The sequence below is a fragment of the Streptomyces sp. NPDC086023 genome, from assembly GCF_044540325.1.
Classification (GTDB): domain Bacteria; phylum Actinomycetota; class Actinomycetes; order Streptomycetales; family Streptomycetaceae; genus Streptomyces.
In genome coordinates, this window is the sequence record NZ_JBITRX010000010.1 from 1 (window position 1) to 17,427 (window position 17,427).

At 72.1% G+C, this 17,427-nt stretch carries 20 protein-coding genes; all 20 read right to left on the reverse strand.

Annotated features, from left to right (window positions below; all coding sequences use genetic code 11):
* Nucleotides 1–149 precede the first annotated feature (149 nt).
* Complete coding sequence (locus ACIF6F_RS20275; protein WP_399948384.1) at nt 150–734, reverse strand: hypothetical protein; 585 nt, start codon at nt 732–734, stop codon at nt 150–152.
* A gap of 17 nt (nt 735–751) precedes the next feature.
* Nucleotides 752–1,567: a DUF317 domain-containing protein gene (locus ACIF6F_RS20280; protein WP_399948386.1), complete on the reverse strand. Its 816-nt coding sequence runs from the start codon at nt 1,565–1,567 to the stop codon at nt 752–754.
* Between the two features lie 91 nt (nt 1,568–1,658).
* Entirely contained in the window at nt 1,659–2,438 is a 780-nt protein-coding gene (locus ACIF6F_RS20285; RefSeq protein ID WP_399948388.1) for a DUF317 domain-containing protein, read from the reverse strand.
* Entirely contained in the window at nt 2,435–2,812 is a 378-nt protein-coding gene (locus ACIF6F_RS20290) for a hypothetical protein (RefSeq protein WP_399948390.1), read from the reverse strand. The genes ACIF6F_RS20285 and ACIF6F_RS20290 overlap by 4 nt, the downstream gene beginning before the upstream one ends.
* Nucleotides 2,813–3,032: 220 nt before the next feature.
* Nucleotides 3,033–3,794 carry a hypothetical protein gene (locus ACIF6F_RS20295; protein WP_399948392.1) on the reverse strand — a complete coding sequence of 254 codons (762 nt, stop codon included), beginning with the start codon at nt 3,792–3,794 and terminating at the stop codon, nt 3,033–3,035.
* Nucleotides 3,795–3,825: 31 nt separating this feature from the next.
* The gene (locus ACIF6F_RS20300) at nt 3,826–4,425 is read right to left on the reverse strand and encodes a hypothetical protein (protein WP_399948394.1); all 600 of its coding nucleotides are present in this window, start codon (nt 4,423–4,425) and stop codon (nt 3,826–3,828) included.
* Nucleotides 4,426–4,463: 38 nt separating this feature from the next.
* Nucleotides 4,464–5,354: a relaxase/mobilization nuclease gene (locus tag ACIF6F_RS20305; RefSeq protein WP_399948396.1), complete on the reverse strand. Its 891-nt coding sequence runs from the start codon at nt 5,352–5,354 to the stop codon at nt 4,464–4,466.
* Between the two features lie 60 nt (nt 5,355–5,414).
* The gene (locus ACIF6F_RS20310; protein WP_399948398.1) at nt 5,415–5,834 is read right to left on the reverse strand and encodes a hypothetical protein; all 420 of its coding nucleotides are present in this window, start codon (nt 5,832–5,834) and stop codon (nt 5,415–5,417) included.
* Between the two features lie 106 nt (nt 5,835–5,940).
* Nucleotides 5,941–6,438 carry a hypothetical protein gene (locus ACIF6F_RS20315; protein WP_399948400.1) on the reverse strand — a complete coding sequence of 166 codons (498 nt, stop codon included), beginning with the start codon at nt 6,436–6,438 and terminating at the stop codon, nt 5,941–5,943.
* Nucleotides 6,439–6,480: 42 nt separating this feature from the next.
* Nucleotides 6,481–7,692 carry an MFS transporter gene (locus ACIF6F_RS20320; RefSeq protein ID WP_399948402.1) on the reverse strand — a complete coding sequence of 404 codons (1,212 nt, stop codon included), beginning with the start codon at nt 7,690–7,692 and terminating at the stop codon, nt 6,481–6,483.
* A gap of 44 nt (nt 7,693–7,736) precedes the next feature.
* Nucleotides 7,737–8,756 (reverse strand): hypothetical protein, encoded by a 1,020-nt coding sequence (locus tag ACIF6F_RS20325; protein ID WP_399948404.1) that lies wholly within the window; start codon nt 8,754–8,756, stop codon nt 7,737–7,739.
* A 24-nt stretch (nt 8,757–8,780) separates the two neighbouring features.
* Nucleotides 8,781–9,020 carry a hypothetical protein gene (locus ACIF6F_RS20330; RefSeq protein ID WP_399948405.1) on the reverse strand — a complete coding sequence of 80 codons (240 nt, stop codon included), beginning with the start codon at nt 9,018–9,020 and terminating at the stop codon, nt 8,781–8,783.
* 549 nt (nt 9,021–9,569) lie between these two features.
* A complete protein-coding gene (locus tag ACIF6F_RS20335; protein WP_051842154.1) occupies nt 9,570–10,634 on the reverse strand; it encodes a hypothetical protein in 1,065 nt (354 codons plus the stop codon).
* Nucleotides 10,635–10,636: 2 nt separating this feature from the next.
* A complete protein-coding gene (locus ACIF6F_RS20340; protein WP_399948965.1) occupies nt 10,637–11,368 on the reverse strand; it encodes a glycosyltransferase family 2 protein in 732 nt (243 codons plus the stop codon).
* Nucleotides 11,369–11,405: 37 nt separating this feature from the next.
* The gene (locus tag ACIF6F_RS20345) at nt 11,406–11,993 is read right to left on the reverse strand and encodes a hypothetical protein (protein WP_399948408.1); all 588 of its coding nucleotides are present in this window, start codon (nt 11,991–11,993) and stop codon (nt 11,406–11,408) included.
* Between the two features lie 20 nt (nt 11,994–12,013).
* Nucleotides 12,014–12,565, reverse strand: a complete 552-nt coding sequence (locus ACIF6F_RS20350; RefSeq protein ID WP_399948410.1) for a hypothetical protein — start codon at nt 12,563–12,565, stop codon at nt 12,014–12,016.
* Nucleotides 12,562–14,052 (reverse strand): ATP-binding protein, encoded by a 1,491-nt coding sequence (locus ACIF6F_RS20355; RefSeq protein ID WP_399948412.1) that lies wholly within the window; start codon nt 14,050–14,052, stop codon nt 12,562–12,564. The genes ACIF6F_RS20350 and ACIF6F_RS20355 overlap by 4 nt, the downstream gene beginning before the upstream one ends.
* A 22-nt stretch (nt 14,053–14,074) precedes the next feature.
* A complete protein-coding gene (locus tag ACIF6F_RS20360) occupies nt 14,075–14,509 on the reverse strand; it encodes a DUF6238 family protein (RefSeq protein ID WP_351104341.1) in 435 nt (144 codons plus the stop codon).
* 45 nt (nt 14,510–14,554) lie between these two features.
* Nucleotides 14,555–16,006, reverse strand: coding sequence for an SCO6880 family protein (locus ACIF6F_RS20365; RefSeq protein WP_399948415.1), 1,452 nt, complete (start codon nt 16,004–16,006; stop codon nt 14,555–14,557).
* Nucleotides 16,007–16,086: 80 nt separating this feature from the next.
* Nucleotides 16,087–17,418, reverse strand: a complete 1,332-nt coding sequence (locus ACIF6F_RS20370; protein ID WP_399948417.1) for an ATP-binding protein — start codon at nt 17,416–17,418, stop codon at nt 16,087–16,089.
* Between the last annotated feature and the right edge of the window lie 9 nt (nt 17,419–17,427).

The following is a 17,427-nucleotide window of genomic DNA, read 5'->3' on the forward strand; positions in this document are numbered from 1 at the left end:
TCGAAAGCGAGGGCCCTGGAGCCGCATACGCGGCAGACCTCATCCGCCGCTGAGCATCCATTCCGCACGTTCTGACAACGCGGGTTACCAATACGCTGGGACACGAAGGGCTCCAAGAAAGTGAGGTGCGGAAGAGAAAGAGGGGGAGTTCAGCGGTGGCGGGCGGGCGATGCCGGTGGGGCGGCGTGCGGCGTGCGGGTGGTGAGGCGGATGCCGGTCTGCCCGGCCCGCACAGTGGCTGCGTGGATCTCCAAGACGGCACGCCCGTGGGTGAGCCAGTCGACCAGGGCTTCGGACGCGTGCCGGTTGCGGGCGGCGGCTGCTGCGACGAGGTCCTCGGGGCTCGTGGACGGATCGGCCACCAGCCGCTCGTACTCGGTGTGGGCGGTGTCGACCCGGTCGAGGGCCCCGCGCAGATGGGCGAGCTGCCAGCTCCAGCGGGCCTGGCCGGACTTGCCGGCGAGGTGGCCGGCGGATGTCTCGGCCGCGTCCAGCAGGGCGGCGGCTTGCCCTCGCAGGGGAGAGAAGCGGCGCCAGAGGGAGGCGTCCTTCTCGGCCTGCCGGGCGTCGTAGGTGTCCTGGTCGTACGGCCAGCCGTCGAGGTCGGTGTGCTCGTCGTCGTACCGCTCCCAAGCGGCCATCACGGCGTCGCCCTGCAGCAGGAAGAACGAGAGCTGGGCGATCGGCGCCGCGCGATCCGATGAAAGCGGTCTGGGAAAGGAAGAGTTGGACACGAGGGGTCCTTCGGACATCAGCGGAGGGAGACGGAGGTCGGGGCTGCCGGAGCCGCCGGTGCCGGCAGCGAGGCCGTTGGGCGGGTGCGGCGATGGGCCAGGGCCCGTCTGCCGATCGCATCGACTCGGGCGAAGTGCGCGTCGACCACCTGCTCGGGCGAGAGGCCGCTCGGCTCCTGCCGGGCGCCGTTGCTCTCGGGGTCGTACATGCCGCGTACGACGGGCGTGGTGGTGACGAGCTGCTGGGCCAGGCCGTCCAGCAGACGCTCCGGGACGGCACCGCTGATCCAGATGCGCCAGGCCGGCGGGCCGTCGTACTCAGACGTGGCTTCGATCCTCCAGGTCATCCGCTCGGGTGCTTCGTCGTAGAAATCGATCAGCTCGGCGCAGAGTTGGCGGGATCCAGAGGAGCGGGCTTCGCCGGTGCCGTCGGGCCGCCGCTCGACGGCCCAGCCCGCCTTCTCCATCCGCGCCCACGGGCCGACGTCGCTGCGCCGGGGGCCGTCGAGGAGGCGGTCGGTGAATCCGGCGACGATTTCGGCGGGCACCATCCGGCCGAAGGCCGCGTTCCACGTCCAGTCGGCGGCTTCGATCTGCCAGTAGGAGGTCGAGAGCGGGTCGAGGATCAGGCGGTGGCGGGCCTGGTCGGGGCCGGTCAGAACGGTGCGGGGATCGCCCGGGGCCGAGGTGACGCTCCAGCCGGCGGCGAGCAGGGGGTGAGTGACGTGACGCGGGTCGCCAGGGCCGGCGAGGTGACGGGGAGCGGAGAAGAACGGGATCTTCGAGTTGCGGTCGGCGATGTAGGAGGCCCGCTGGGCAGGGCTCAGAGCCACGCGACCGCCTGCGTGAACTCGGTGGCGCCGGTCCCGGCCGGATTCCGGGCGGTGGGACGTGAGAGAGGGGAAGGCACGGGGCTCCTGGGGGTCAGTGGGGGACGTGCTGGCGGTTCTTCGTGCGGGGCTGTGCGGCACGGACGGAGTTGCGGGCCCAGGTGGCTGCGCGGGCGGCGGTGATGCGGGCCTGCTGCCAGCCCCTGAGGTGTTCGGGCAGTACGGACACGGAGGTGACCCGGATGCGCTTGCTCGGCGGCACGTGCCCGCGCGGTCGCATCACCGGTTCGGGGGAGGACAGAGCCTCGGTCAGGCCCTGCAGCAGGTGCAAGGGGGTGGTGGGGGTGGCCTGCAGGTTCCAGACCGCTCCGTGTTCGTTGCGGGCGCCGATCCACCAGTGCTGATGGGGTCCGGCGCCGACGTACTGGACGAAGGCGTCCCGGGTGGGGCTGACGGCGGTGTACTCCTGGCCTGTGTCGGTGGACCAGCCGTGCTCGGACAGCGGCGCCCACACGTTGGGGGCGTGTGCGGAGCGTTCCTTGGTCAGTGCGTCGGTGAGGCCGGCGACGATCTCCACCGGGGCCTGCGCGGTGAACGTGACCTGCCAGGCCGGCTGGTGTCCTTGGGCGGCGCCGTGGATCTGCCAGCCGCCCGGCGGCTGGTAAGCGACACGGACGGCCCCGTCGGGGGAGCCGAACACGAGGGCGGCGGACGACCGGGGGGTGGTGTCCTTCCATCCGGAGGCGCGCAGGTACTCGGTGATGTGCCGCAGGTCTCCGCCGCCGGCCAGGTAGCGGGGTTCGATGAGGTAGTGCTGCTGGGCGGCGGACTGCTGGTCGCCCCAACCGGACCACTTCTGTCGCTGTCTGCTCACCGGTGCCGCCCCCGGGCGACGAACGCGGTGGCCTTCGGCGGCGCGGAAGCGGGTGCCTGTCTGCCGATCTGCTCGAAGACGTTCCGGTGCTGGTCGAGGTTGCCGGTGAGATTGGCCAGCGTGTTGCCGGCCCGCCCGAAGGCCAGCCACGCCTCTGGAGGGAACAGTCCGTCCGCGGCGTGGTTCCGGGACGCCCGGCTGCAGTCGGTGACGAGGTCAGTCAGCTTGCGGAGGACACCGCCCTCCAGATCCACGACCCGCGCCAGGATCTGTGCGGCTTGCCGGGCGTCTGCCTGTAGTAGGTGGTCGGCGAGCTGGTCGAGGTGCTGGGCGATGGCGTCGAGGAGGGCGTCGTCGGTGGCGGACGGGTTCATGGCGTTCCAAGGGGATTGGCCGGTGAAGCTGGTCAGCGGGCGTGGCGGGAGGCGGGAACAGCCGGACCGGAGGGCGGCGCCGGATGGGCAGGAAGGTGGCTGGTCCCGCCCGCCTTGACCACCGCCGCGCGCAGGTAGCGACGAAGGACGAAGACGGCAAGGCGAGGCCGGCGGACCGGATCGAGCGGAGGGACAGGCGGGCGTGAGGTACGGGCCTGCGTCACCGGTTGCGGGCAGTCGCTCGGCCACCGGGCTGGGACGCCGGAAGGGCGACTTCAGCCGCGGGCCGGGGGGCCGTTCGCAGTGCGGTACCGATGCCGAGGCGGGCGAGGCGGGCGCCGGCGGCCTGGACCGCGTGGCCCTGGGCGCGGGTGTCGTCGCCGGCCAGTACGTATGCGTTCGAGGCGGTCTCCCACACGAAGCCCTCGGCGAGCAGTACCTCGGACGCGGGCCGGGCGGTGGTCGTCGCCGCGAGGGAGCCGTCCTCCCGCCAGGTCATCACGACCGTCGTGTCGGGGCGGGCTGCGGGCTGCGGGGGGTTCATGGCGGCGTGGCGTACCTGGGCGAGTGCGATTTCGTAGCGGGGCAGGAGGACGGCGGTGACGGCGTGAGCGGCCCGCTCGGGGTCGGCCGGCACGGCGATTCCGTCGGGCTCGCGAACTCCTTCGAATGCTGCGGCGGCGATCGATCCGGTCGGGGCGATGGCCGCCACCAGGAACTCGTCGTCGTGCAGCGGGCGGATCGTGACGTACAGGCGGGTGCCGTCCTGCCGGATCAGGTGGGCGTCCTCGCGCAGGACGAACTCGGCGATGGCGCCGCTGACCAGGTTGAGGTCCCAGACGTCTTCGGCGTGCTGGAACTGCTCCTCGTAGTGCTGGTGCGGGTGGTACTCGACCGCCCAGTTGCCGGGCAGGTTCTCGGCGAGGACGGTGGCGAACGATTCCAGGTCGCGGTCGTCGGGGAGGGTGCGGGGGAGGGACATGGGCTCCTCGATGAGGGGGCAGGGGGGAAGGTCATCGGGTCCGTCCGAAGGCGGTAGACGTTGGTGGAGCCGGCGGCGGGGGGTGAGGCCCGCGACGGCCCGGCGGCGCGCTGCGGTCCGCGAGGGTGGCGCGTACGCTCCGCAACTCCGTTGCAAGGAGGCGAAGTTCGTGGTCTGCCTCACTGCGCAGGCGGGTGCCCCAGCGTGGATCTTCCGGTCTGCTGAACCGGTCGTAGGCGTCGGCGAGCGCGTGCAGGACCAGACCGAGCGAGGCGACGATGCCGTCGTGCGTCGCGGTGAGTTCCGCGACCTCGAAGGTGAGGTCGTCCACGGAGGCGGCCTCGCGGATCCGGCCGGCGAGGTTCTCGATCTCCCGGCCCGTCGTCACGTAGCGTGCCTCGGTGCCCTCCCAGGCGAACTCCGGAGAGGCGAGGACCCGGTACCCGGCGGCCTGGAGACGCGCCACGGCCATACGGGCGACGGCCTGCTCCTCCTCCGGCGTGACCGTGGGGGACATCCGGTGCCAGGTGACCCCGTGCGTCTCCCTCAGGAAGAAGGAGCGCTCCAGGATGCCGTGGGCCAGACCGTCCCCGCCGCTCGCGGTGATCACGTCGGTCGCCAGATCGCGCACGATGACCACCGTCTGCTCGGCCCTTGTGTCTTCCGCGGTCACCGCTGCGCCGCCGGGGACGGTGCAGCGGTGTGCGGGGGCGTGAGCGCCGGGCCTGGGGCAGGCGGGGCGGGCGTGAGGCGGGCGGCGATCTGGCCGAGTTGATCCTGCACCCCGTGGAGGCGGCGGGCCGCCCAGAACAGGTCCCGGCCGGCGGCGGCGGTCTCGTGGCCGGGCAGGGCGGCGGCCTGGCGGCCGACCTGCTCGACGAGCTGCCGCACCGCCGCGATCGGCCCGGCCTGCTCGGCGGCAAGCTGGGTCAGGATGCCCGCGAGCGGACTCGTCGCAGCCGGAGTGCGGGCCGGTGCGGCGGCGGTCGGCCGGGCTGCCGCGGGCGCTTTCTCCTGGACGGACGGGGGTCCGGTGTGAAGAAGCAGGTCGGCTTCGATCCGTCGGGCCTCCGCCTCCAGGGCTTCGGCCAGGCGGCGGGGTGTCGTGGCCCAGGAGCCGTCGAGGCGGATGAGGTTGCCGATCAGGTCCATGCGGTTGGCCTTGTCCCGTACGGCGACCCAGCGGCAGGCCCGGTCGTCGCCGGGCGGAGCCAGCCCGGCCGTGCGCGCCAGCCGGTGGCCGACCTCGGACCACTCGGCCGGAGAAAGCTCCCGGTCCAGCGGATGCAGGCGCACGTACAGGTGGAGGATCGCGCGTCGGGAGCCGTCCGGGGCGGCGGCGAAGGGGTGCTCGACCAGCGGATCGTCGAGATGCTGGGCCCACTCCGGGGTCGTCCAGTACCGGCTCTCGTCGGTGTACCGGTCGAGCTGGTCCCAGTAGGCCACCACGGTGCCGCCGGGCTCGGTCGTGAGCCCTTCGTTTGCGCTGAGGGGACGACCGAGCGCGTCGGCCAGGGCATCGGCGGCTTCGAAACCGTTCCGGTGCAGATGAATGATCATGTTCTCGCTCGCTGTCGGACAGACAGGTAGGGGAAGGCGGAGGGGACGCGGTCCTGCCGGCTATCGCCCCGCGTGGCCGGCATCGGCGACGTGGACCAGTTGGTTCAGCGCGGTCACGGAGTACCAGCGGCAGTCGACCGGCTCCTCGCCGGTTCCGACGCGCGGCACCAGGTACTTGTGCAGGGCCTGCTGGTGCACGAGGCATTCGGGGCACCGGGTGGACAGGTGCACCATGTAGCGGGGGTGGGCGGTGACGTAGGAACGGTGACCGCCGTTCGGGTCGAGCAGCCGCCACCCGTTCTCGTCGGTTGGCGTGTGCCACGAGTCGGTGACGACTTTCATCGCGTCGCCCCACAGTCGGCCGTCGGCGGCCCCCTTGAAGACCACCACGTGCTCGCCGGGGCGGAAGTGGGCGTGGGTGATGTCCCGCTTCGGGGTGAGCGGGTCGTGCGGCAGGTACACGGGGCGGAACTCAGGCACGGACGGTCCTTCCACGAGGTCGCGGGGCGGCGGTGGAAGACAAAGGGTCCGGAGAATCCCCGGTTTCGGAAACCGGGGATCCGCCGCTATATTGCGCGCTGCGCGGCTACCGGAACGGGTTCTCCGTGGGCCGGTCCGCGTCTGTTGCCGCGTCCAGAAGTTCGGGAAGATCGGCTCCGTCCGCGTCCCGCTGATCGACCCACCAGCCGGCCCGGGTCAGCAGCCGGATTTGCTCCTCCAGCTGTGCCCAGTCGGCTTCGTTCCAGGTCCCCTCGGTGACGAGGGCCTCGTACGCGCTGGTCACGAGCTGGTGCCGGCAGCGCTCGCCCCAGCCGAGGATCTTCTCGGGCCCCTCCAGCTCGGGCATGTCGAACTGGGTGGCCCACGCCGCCGCGGCGGCCTGTTCCTCGGCGCGCTTGGCGGCCAGCCACTCTGCGGTGCTCGCGGCATCGGCCCGGTGCTCGGCTCGCCAGCATTCGCTGCACTTTCGTTCCGCGAGCCACCGGGCATATCCGGCTCGCTGGTCGGCCGACCGGGTCGACAGGTCGTGGGCGACGGTGTGTCCACAGCTGTGGACGACCTCGAAGGACGTGGGCACGGCCATGAGGATCTCCTTGAGTTCGTAAAGGGGAAGGGGAAAGGGGTGTCAGGCGGGACGGGCCGAAGCCCTCCGCGAGCGGTGCGCGGGTACCCGGCGGTGCCGACCACGGTGTGCGCGGGCGCCGGGCACGTAGATCCAGCTCCACGCCGCGGCGAGCACAGCGACGGTGAGCGCCGCTCCGGCGGCGGGGAGACCGGCACCAAGCTGAGGGTGAGCGGCGAGCTGGCCGGCGAAGGCCGTCCCCACGGCCTGGCCGACGCCGATGGCGGCGATCAGCCACGCGTACGCCTCGGTGACGGTGCCGGCCGGGGCGAGCGCGTCCACGGTGAGGAAGGCGCTGGTCACCAGCGCGGGCAGCGCGAGACCCGGCAGGGCGGACACGGCAACGGCCGCTGCCGAACCCGGGCTCAGAAGCAGGGGAAGCCAGCACGCGCCGAAGGCGACGGCAGCGACGACGAGTTGGGCGGTGAGGCTGCCCGGCCACGCCCGTCGGCTGTAGAGCACGCCGCCGAGGAGGCTGCCGACGGACAGCGCCGCCGGCAGGAGCCCCAACAGCAGAGCACTCTCGCTCCGCTCGGCAAGCGCGACAGCCCAGACCGTGTGGGCACCGAGCGCGACGCCGGTCCCGGTCATGCCGACGAGCAGAGCGACCAGCCCGAGCGAACGCAGAGGGCCGAGGAGACCGGACGACACAGCCGCACTGGGGCGCCAGCTCCGGGACGGGGCGGCGGTCAGGACGACCGTCGCCCCGACCAGGCCGAGCGCGGCTGACGTGGCCATGGCGGTGGCCGGTCCCGCGCACGTGGTGATGGCGGCAACGAGCGGTGGCCCCACGATGAAGATCAGCCCCTGAGAGCCGGTGTCCAGGGCGAGCGCAGCGCGCCGCTGCTGAGGATCAGGCAGCACGCTCGGCCACAGAGCTCGAAGGTTGGCCTCGGCTGGCGGGGTGGAGAGGCCGGCGAGAACGACCAGGGCGATGAACAGCGGCGTCTTCGTGGCCGAGTTGATGCGGAGCATGGCCAGCATCGCCAGGCTGGTGACGCAGGTAGCCGTCCAGGTCACGGCCGTTTGCCCGTACCGGTCCACGACCCGGCCGAGTGCCGGCTGCCCGAGCGCGGAGGCCAGCCCGTACGCCGCGCACATCAGGGCGGCCATGGACGCGGCCCCGCCCTGGTCGGCGACCAGGAGGAGGAGAACGACCGGCACCATGCCCGTCGGGAGCCGCGCGACCATGGTGCCGGCCAGAAGCCGGGCCACGTACGGCTCCCTCAGCACCGGCCCCGACGTCCGCGACGCGGCCGTCACCTGCTCATCCCCGGCCGACGCCCCTGACGCGGCGGCCCGGGCGGGAGGGAAGCGGATCCCGGCAGTATGGCCGAGGGGGCGGTGAAGTCCGCGTCGAGGGACTGCACCAGGTCGACGAGCCGTGTGCCCTGCTGCAGCCAGTGCTCCAGCAACTGGACTGCGCCTTCCTCGTCCTGCGCGCTGCCTCCGGACAGGGCTACATCGGCCCTGCGGAGGAGACCGCCCAGAGGCTCGGGCAGGGGGTCGTACAGTCCTCGCAGGTGGTGGTCGAGGCCGTACCAGTGTCGGCAGAGGTCCTCGTTCAACGCCCCAAGGCGGGGCAGGGCGCCGGTCGTCCGGGCCGCCCGTAGCTGATCGAGAACACCTCCCAGGAGCCGGAAGTGCGCTTGAGCCAGAGCGTGTTCGTAGGACGGCAGGAGTGCCTCTGTAACCTTCTTCAGGACGCTGGCGACGTCGGGAGCGACGACGCTGACCGGCGCCACCGCCCCCAGCGAGGCGAACTGCGCTTCCGGAGCGAGGGCACCGACGACGATCTGACCGTCCCACGGGCGCCGCAGCACAGCCAGTTCGAGGCCGGTTTCCGAGCAGAGGAAGGCCACTGCCGATACCTGCTCCGCGTACGACTGCATGACGTAGGACAGCGATCCCCCCAAGGAGTCCCAGAGGAAGTTCAGGCGGCTACGTGAATCCGAGGGCGAGAGCGCGCAGTTGCCGGTTTCTACCGTCCAGGAGTCATCCAGGCGGGCAGCGATGCTTCGCCCGATGTCGCCGATGAACGTCTGGTGGGTGGCGGTCACCGTGATGCCGAGCCGGTGTGCGTTGGCGTAGAGCGTGTCGAGAGCCTGCTGCACACGGTCAAGGTCGGACATCGGCAGGACATGGAGTCCCTCGCCGGCCGACTCGAATCGTGCGAGGTCAAGCGCGATGACGGCCCAGTCGGCGCCTCGCCCGCCAGGCAGGGCGACGATGCCGTCGTCAGGGCTTGAGTACAGGGTGATGTGGGCGGTAGGGGACACGGGTGTTCTCCGGAAGGCGGCGCGTCAGCGGCGTCGCGACGGAGCCGCGCGCAGGGCGGGAGCGCGGCGATGGGGCGGGGCGGGGGGAGGAGCGGAGCTGAGGCTGGAGTCGAGGAGGATGGGGTACCGCGCGGTGCGGAGCATGTCGGCGGCCCACTGGGCGCGGTCGTTCTCCCAGGTCTCGCCCATGTCGAACGGGAGGCGGATCCAGGGGCCTCTCAGTGTCGGCTGGGCCAGGAAGCCGGCCCTCAGGAGCAGTTCCATAGCGAGCGGATCGACAGGGCCGGTGACTTCCACTTCGCCGCCGCGCTCACGGACGATGCGAATTGAGGCGTCGTCCACGGGTCACCGACCCCGCGAGACAGCAGCGCGAACCGGTCCGGCGGCGGGGATGGGCGCCGTTGTCGAGGGCGCGGTCGTGAGGGGGCGCTGAGGGGAGCGGCTGGCTGCCGCCGCTGCGATGCGGGCTCGGCGCTCGGTCAGCCCGTTGCCTCGTGCCGGAGCGGGCGGGGCGGACTGGGCGGGATCGAGGCTGTAGTCGGCCTGGACGGCAAATCCGGCTTGGCGGAGATCGTGCACGGCTTGCCGGCCTCGTCGCCAAGGATCGTGGTCCTGCCGGGTGAGCCGGTACAGATCCGCGGTGCCGGGAACGAGCTCGAACTGCTCACGCACCAGGTACCAGTTGGCCAGATGCGGCGTGACCTCTGTTGTCGGTCGGGCTACGACACCGAGGTCGGGGTCGAGGCCGAAGTGGAAATGGGGGACATGGGGCATGTACGTCCTCGGAGTGGGAGGGGAGGAAGGAGAGCGGGCTCACCGGCCGCGACCTGAGGCGGTCGGGGCTGCGAGGGCTCGGGGGGTCGAGGCGAGCGCCCTGCGGGAGTCGGCCGCGGACGGGGGCGGCAGGGTGGCCCGGGCGTGCTTCAGGAGTACGGGGGCGTCGGCGAGCCATCGGCGCACGTCGTCGGCCGACGCAGAGGGCAGCGGGGCCGGCGCCCTGAATACAGAGGGCCGCTCGCCTCGCCCCGGCCGGAGCAGAGCGTCCAGCCGGTCCAACGCCTCGGCATCCGCCCGGTCCGGGGTGGTGGCCCACCAGACTCGGTCGAGGAGGTGCGCCGCGTGGGGGCGAAGCCGGCGGAGCACGGCCGTCGAGCTCTCGGCGTGGCCGTCACCGGCAGAGCGCCGCAGGTCTTCCAGACGTCCGTGCCCGCTCTCGACCTCCGCCAACAGGCGCTTGTGCACCGCGTGCTCATAGCGGGGAAGAAAGCTGGTCGTCACCTGGGCGGCGGCGAGTTTCGGGTATTTGGGCAACCCGATGGCCGGCGGAGCGAACGGATTGTCGTAGTTGTCGTCGAAGGTGCTGCTCGCGCACGCGCCGAGCAGGTAGCGACCTGCGGCGCCGGGCTGTTCGATCAGGAGCAGTTCCGCGCCGGTTGAGCTGGTGAGGACAGCGCCGTACGGGACGCGGCAGCGCTCCATTGCCTCGGTGAGCTGACCGCTGTCCCACAGCAGAGGGAGCCAGTCCTCCTGCCACACAGGGTGGGCGTAGACCTCGACCGTCGCTGTCCAGTCGCCGGGCAGGCAGCGCGCCAGCTTCTGGGCGTAGTCCCCCAGATACGGGTTGGAGCTGGTGGTCAGTGCGACTCGATAGAGCTTGGCGGCCTGGGCCAGCGCGGGCATCACGTCGCGCATCGTGCTGAGGTCGCGCAGGACGTGGAAGCCCGCCTTCTGTTTCTCGAAGGCGCCCGTCGAGCGGAGGGCGGTGTGCCCGTGGGAATACTTCTCGCCTACGGGGATGGCGACCAGGCCCTCCTTGGCGCTGACGCAGAGGATGATCTCGGCGTCCGGCCGTGCCTGCGGCAGTGCGGTGCCGGCCATGTTCATGCTGCCCGGGCGGCGACGAAGGCGTTGCGCAGGGCGTGGCCGTAGGCGTGGGCGTGCTGTCGAGCGGCGAGCTCCAGCTCGTCGTACTGCTCGCCCTGTGTCATCTGCCCTTCGTGCTTGCGGTACTTGTAGACGGGCAGGGGCAGCAGGACGCCGGGGGCCAGGTTGGTGACGCCGACGGCGGCCATGTAGTCCTCGCCCTGGACGAGGCCGCCCATGCCGCCGGCCGCGCGTACGAGGCGGGTGCGGGCCAGGATCGTCGTGGGCCCGATCGGGATGGTGTCCTGCGGGAGCGGCCAGTACGTGACCACGTCGCCGGCGGCGTGGAAACCGGGCGGCGTGGGGCACTCCCACACGCGGGTGGTGCCGTCCGGCAGCCAGTCCGCGCTGTACCCGGCGACCCACCCGAGACGGTCGGTGACTGCAGCCAGCCGTACGCCCAGGCTCCAGTCGGGGAAGACGTCATCGTCGTCGGCCCAGTTCACGAACTCGGTGTTCACGAGGTTCAGGCCGAGGTTGCGGGCGCAGGCGGCGCCGACTGAACGGGGCAGGGCGAGAACCCGTACCCGCGGGTCGGCGGCGATCGAGGCAGGCACGTTTTCGGGCGGAGCGCCGTCGAGGACGAGCACGGCCTCCCACGGAACGGTCTGCCGGGTGAGGCTCGCGTGCATCTCCTGCAGGTAGGACAGGCGGTCGGGGCGGAGCTGGGTGGCGATGACGACGGTGATCTGCGGGGTGGACAGGGATGGGCTCCTGGAGTCGGGGTCAGCGGGTGACGCGGGTCTTGGCCGGGGCCGGCAGGGGACTGACCGGCGGGACGGCCTTCAGCGCGGGGCGGGCTGGCCGGACGGGCACGGGCTGGTCGCGGCCCCACAGCGACGGGGTGCCCTGGAAGCGTGCGAGCGGGGACGTGTCCCAGCTCACGATCGGGCCTCCGCGGTCGTCCCAGGTCAGGGCGATGACCTCGATGCCGTGGTCGTGCAGGACGTAGCCCCATTCGAGGCCGCCGGCGTTGGCCTGCGTGATGGTGATGGGCTCGGCCGGCTCGCCCGAGAGGGTGACGATGTCGTCGAGGGGGCGGCTGGGGAAGCGCTCCGCGTGCGGATCGATCTGGTTCAGCACGTGCTCGGGGGCGCCTTCCAGCAGGTCCATGCCGAGCCCCGACCAATCGTGCGGGGCGTCGATGAGGTGGCGGCGAAGGGCTTCGAGGTCTCCGGCGAAGCGGTACTGCAGAGCACCGAGCAGCAGGGGGAGCTGGTTCTCGGGGTAGCCGTCGAAGTGGCAGTAACGGCCGGCGTACCGGCTTCCGGTCGAGGGGGCGGTGGGGCGAGCGATGAAGGAACGGGTCGACAAGTTCAGCCTCCGGAAGGGGGTTAGCGGCTGGGCTTAGGGCCGGAGGACGGCGCCTCGGGCGGGGCAGGTGGGAGGCCCGGTGCGGGCTTCGACCCCGGTCCTGTAGGGGCGGGGTCGTACGTCGCCCGGAGCGCGGCGAGGTCGGCTGCCTCGGCGTCCCAGAGGGTGGACACGAGGCGGTTGGCCGCCTCCATCACCTTCCGGGACGGGGAGTCGGCTTCCGACTTCCCATACCGGCCGTTCCAGTCGGCGATGTCCGACAGGACCTGGCCCATCGACTCCAGCACGGGCCTGCAGGCTTCTATCAGGTGTCTGGTCACCGCACTGACCTCGGCGATGGTCCGGGCCTCGTTGAGTGCGGCGCGATACGCGGCGGTGTCGAGAGGGGCAGGCGAGCCAGTCGGCAGAGAACGCTCGGCGAGGTACGCCTTTGCGTCACGACGAGCCCATCGCAGGAGGTCGCCTTCCGTCGCCATGCCGGAGGGCGCGGCGATGATCTGTTCGGTGCTGCGGCCGATGTTGTCGTAGTGCTCGTAATCGGGGTGCAGGGGAACTCCAGGAGAAGGGGTCAATGCATACGGGAATCGGTGTCGAACAGGTCCAACTCGGCTGCGTGCAGCTGATGTTGGACGACGAAGCTGCGTCCGGCGACCTTCCATAGGCCGCGGCCCCGGCTGAGGTGGGACAGGGCTCCGGCTTCTACGGAGGTCAGGCCGAGGAGGCTGGAGGCGGCGGCGAGCTGGTCGGTCTCCTGGCGGTAGATCACACGCGTGCTGCAGTCGGCGAGCAGGCCCTCGGCCAGGGCGCGGCTCTGGCTGCCGGCGTCGCCGGCGGAGAGCAGGTCGGACAGGCGGTGGATCACCATCAGGTTCGCGATGCCCAGGCCGCGGGAGAGCTTCCACTGGCCCTGCATGCGCATGAGGAGGGCAGGGTGGCGCAGCACGCGCCACGCCTCGTCGTAGACCACCCAGCGCCGTCCGCCGCCGGGGTCGGTGAGGGCGGCTTCCATCCATGCGGAGGCGCAGGTCATGGCGAGGACGAGCGCGGTGTCGTCGCTGCCGCCGAGGCGGGAGAGGTCGACGGTGAGCATCGGCCGGTAGGGGTCGAAGACCGTGGTCGACGGGGCGTCGAACATGCCCGCCAGGTCGCCGAAGACCAGGCGGCGCATGGCGTGGGCGAGGTCGCGGGCGGCGTCGCCGAGGCGTCCGGAGAGCAGGCCGCCGGCCAGTTCGAGGCCGGGGCCGTCGGCCAGGGCGTGGGCGATGTCGCCGAGGAGAGGCTCGCGGCCGGTGGCGGCGGCCCGGGCGACGGCGCTGTCGAGCGCGATGTCGAGGGCCGTGTGCTCCATGGGCAGCAGATCGCGGCCCAGGACGGTGCGGGCCAGGGAAGCAAGCAGGAGCAGACGGCGAGTGCGGACCTCTCCCGCCCATTCCGACTCCGGGATGGTTGAGGGCCGGGGCGCGGCGTCGAGGGGGTTGAGGCGGCCGGGCAGGCCCGGGCCGAGCGCGATGGACTCGCCGCCCAAGGCCCGGGCGACGTCCGACCATTCACCCTTGGGGTCGCACGGGACGTAGACGCGGTAGCCGAAGGCGATGCTGCGCAGGGCCAGGCTCTTGGCCAGGGCGGACTTGCCCTGACCGATCACCCCGGCGAGCAGCACGTTGGGGTTGGTGAAGCCCTCGACGCGCCCGTACAGGGAGAACGGGTCGAAGGTGAAGCTGCCTTCGGCGTGGAGGTCCTTGCCGATGTAGATGCCGTCGGCGCCCAGGCCGCCTTCGGCGAGGAAGGGGTAGGCGGCGCTGGCGACGGCGGTGGTCATGCGGTGGGCGGGGAGCTTGAGGCGGTTGCCGCGGGCGGAGGCGGGACCGGGACGTCCGGTGGGTGGGTAGAACGGCGAGGGGAAGGCTGCTTCCCCGGACTGCTGGTCGGGTCCGGTGCCGGCGGCGGTGCGGGCCCGGGCTTCTGCGCGGGCGGTCTGCTTGCGCAGAGCCCGGCGCTGGGCGCGGTCGATGCCATGCGGGGTGAACAGGGGAGTGGCGCTGGCGCGGCGGTGGGACAAGGGACGCTTCCAGTAGGACGGTTCAGGACGCGAGGTCGGCGGCGGTGGTCTTGCGCCGGATCGCGTGGACGGCGGCGAGGTGCCGCTGGCAGATGGTGAGGAAGGGCGGTCCCTCGGGAAGCCGGTCGGGCTGGCACTTCTCGTCCTCCGTGGCCGCAGGGACCAGGTGGAAGGCCGCGTGGACGGAGTCGGCGGCCTGCCACACGCGGGCGTGGGCCGTGGCCAGGTGACGTCCGGCTGCCGGGCGCTCGGGGCGGGTCTGCTCGGCGGCCTGGTCGATGAGGCGGTGCAGGGCGGTGAGGTGGGCGTGGAGCGCGTCAAGTTGGGGCCGGTCGCTGGGCTGGGCCTGGCCGGTCGCGCTCTGGGCGCGGGTGTGGTGGCGCAGCCCGGCGGTGGCGGCCCGCAGGTAGGGGTACGCGTCACCGTCGAAGGCGTCGCGGCGGTCATCAGGGGACATGGGCTTCTCGCGGGGAAGGAGGACGCCGTCGGGCGGCAGGGCGGGCTACAGGGTGCTGCGGGCGAGCGGGAGGGCCGCGGTGATGAAGGCGTCGGCCTGCTGGTAGATCAGGCGCCGCAGGTCGACCTGGGCGTCGGCGGCGGCCGTCTCGATCTGGGTGCAGGCGGCGTCGAGGTCCTGGTCGGTGTCGGCGGAGACGGTGAGCAGTCCGGTGAGGGCGACGTCGGCGTGGCCGGAGATGAGCTGCTTCTCGCGGGTCTTCACGTCGGCGTACTCGACGCTGTCGGCTTCGGAATCGACCTGTCCACGACGCTGGCGCTCGGAGGCGTCCGCGATGATCGCGGCCTTGCGGCGCTGGACGTCCCGCAGCGCGGAGTCGATGCCCTGGGGCGCGTAGATAAGGGAGAAGGTGCGGCGGACGCCGGCGCTGAACATCAGGCTGTGCAGGAAGCCCGGGCTCGTCTCGGTCCTCGGCCAGTTCTCGATCCAGAAGGTGGCATGCCGGGCGCTGTCGGTGACCAGCCGGTCGGCCTCCTCGACCTGGGCGACAGGCCCGGCGGCGGCAGGGTCGGCCTCTGCCTGGCCGGTCTCGGACCACCGCTGCAGGTGCGCGGTGGACGCCGGGTCGTACGCGGTGCGCAGCACGGCGGCGATCTCCTGGGGCCCCAGCCACCCGGAGACGGTCAGGCCCGCGTTGCGGGCGGCCTGGGCGACCGAGGACGTGGTCTGCTCCATGACGGTGAAGGCGCCGGCGAGGCCGCCGCCGGCCTGGTTGATCAGGCGCTTGGCGGCCTTCAGGTCCAGGGTGATGGCGAGGTACGCCTCGTGCGGGGCGGCGGCAGGTCCGGCCGAAGCGAGGAGTTCGGTGTAGATCTGGCCGGCGATCGGGGCATGGGGGTTGCCGTGCTCGGTCCAGTGGCGGGCGAGGCTGTCGCCGGAGTTCGGCACGGTCCGTTCCAGGACCTGCACGGTCGAGATGCGTCCGGTGCGTGCGATGCCGGCGAGCGCTCGGCCCCACGCGGATACGTTGGCGGTCTGGGTGGCCGGGTCGAGCAGCGCGAAGGCGCGGGAGCTGACGCGGGCGACGGCGGTCAGGGTCTGGTTATGAGGGTCGTGGACGGCGGCGGCCCCGGAGTCGGCGATGGCGACGCGCAGGGATGCGGCGGTGCCGGGAAGATGCAGCAGGCCCTCCACCCGGGGTCGGGAGACGGGGCGGGCGCGCCACAGGGTCTGGCCGGTCCGTCGGCGGTGGGCGAAGCGTCCGGCGAGCGGCGCCCAGTCGATCAGGGAGCGGCCGTCGCGTCGCACGCCGACCAGGACGGCGGTGGTGAGCCACAGCGGAGCCAGGACGACGGCGCCGAGCAGGCCCGCGGTCACCACGGTGGCCAGCAGCACGGCGAGGGTCGAGGAGACCAGGACGAGCTGGGGGAGGGTCAGGCCGAGGAGGATGCCGCGGCGCGACCGGGTAGGGAATTTGACGGTGAGAACGGAGGACACGATCGCTTCCGGGAGGGAGGAGCCGGGGGCAGGGCGGGGAGGGTCCCCTGCCCCCGGCGGCGGGTGTACGGGAGGGGCGGCTACGGGCCCGGCGGCGGGCCGGCGGCCGCGGAGTCGCTGCTCGCGGCCCCGTGAGCGGGCGGCATCGCAGCCGAGCTGCTGCCGAGCTCACCGCTCTGCTGTCCCGCGGGGGCGGTTTCGCTGCCGGCCCAGTTCCCGCTCCAGCTCGGAGGGGTGCCCTCCTGGCTGTCGGGCGTGCCGCCGCCCTGGGGCTGCGGCGAGATCGTCTGCTGGAGCAGGTCCTGCAGACGGCTCTCGGAGTCGCCCTTGGAGCCTTCGCTTTGCATGTCGGTGCCGGTCGCGGGGTTGGCGGCGATGTCACCGGGGAACCCGCCACCGCCAGCCTGGGCCCCTCCTGCCGCGCCGGCTCCGGCGGCGGCGCCGCCCGTGCCGGCGGTTGCCGCTGCGGCTGCTGCCTTACGGCCGACGTTCTCGGCGTGCTGGCGGGCCACTGAGGCTCCTGCGCCACCGGCGCGGTGGATGGATTCGCCGTCGGTGCCCTCAGACGCCCAATGGACGAACTTGAAGACCATGTACGGGCACAGCAGCACGAGCAGCATGATCACCATGCCTGCCGCGACGTCCGCCAGGGCGGCGAGGCCGTCCTTGCTGTCGGCTTCGCCGAGCGCGGAGATGCCGAGGACGAAGACGATCGTCATCAGGAGCTTGGAGACGACCAGGGTGGCGGTGGCCTCGATCCAGCCGCGGCGCCACCGGCGGGCGACCTCCCAGCCGCCGCCCGCTCCCGCGAACACGGCCAAGGTGACGAGGATCAGGATGCCGACCTTCCGGACCATCATCACGCACCAGAACAGGAACGCTCCTGCGGCTGAGGCGAGCGCGGCGATGACCGCGACGAGCCAGCCCAGTCCGGCGACGGCACCGATGGCCGAGACCTTCACGATCCGGCGCACGGCGGAGGCGATGTCCGTGCCAGCCGCCGCGAACAGTCCGGCGGACAGCGCGTCGACGACTTCGATGGCCACGGTGGTGAAGGTGATCGCACAGAATGCGAAGAGAACGCCGCTCGCTGTTCCGGTGAGGGCCTGGACGAGGGCTTGGCCGTCTCGCTTGACGGCGGCTCTGACGAGCTGGGCGCAGAAGGTGGCGACCAGCACGATGAGGCCGATGGGCAAGATCGTCTCGTAGTTGTCGCGGAACCAGCTCGCGCCGAGGTCGATGGCGGTGGTGCGGTCGATGGCCTTGGCAGCCAGGTCGGCCGCCGCGGCGGCGAGGTCACCGGCGCTCTGCACCATCCAGTTCCCGATCGCGCCGACGGGATCGGAGGCGAACTCGATCGCGTCGCCGATGTCGCAGATTGAACCGGCGACGGGCAGGTCACAGAAGCCCACGTCGGGCGT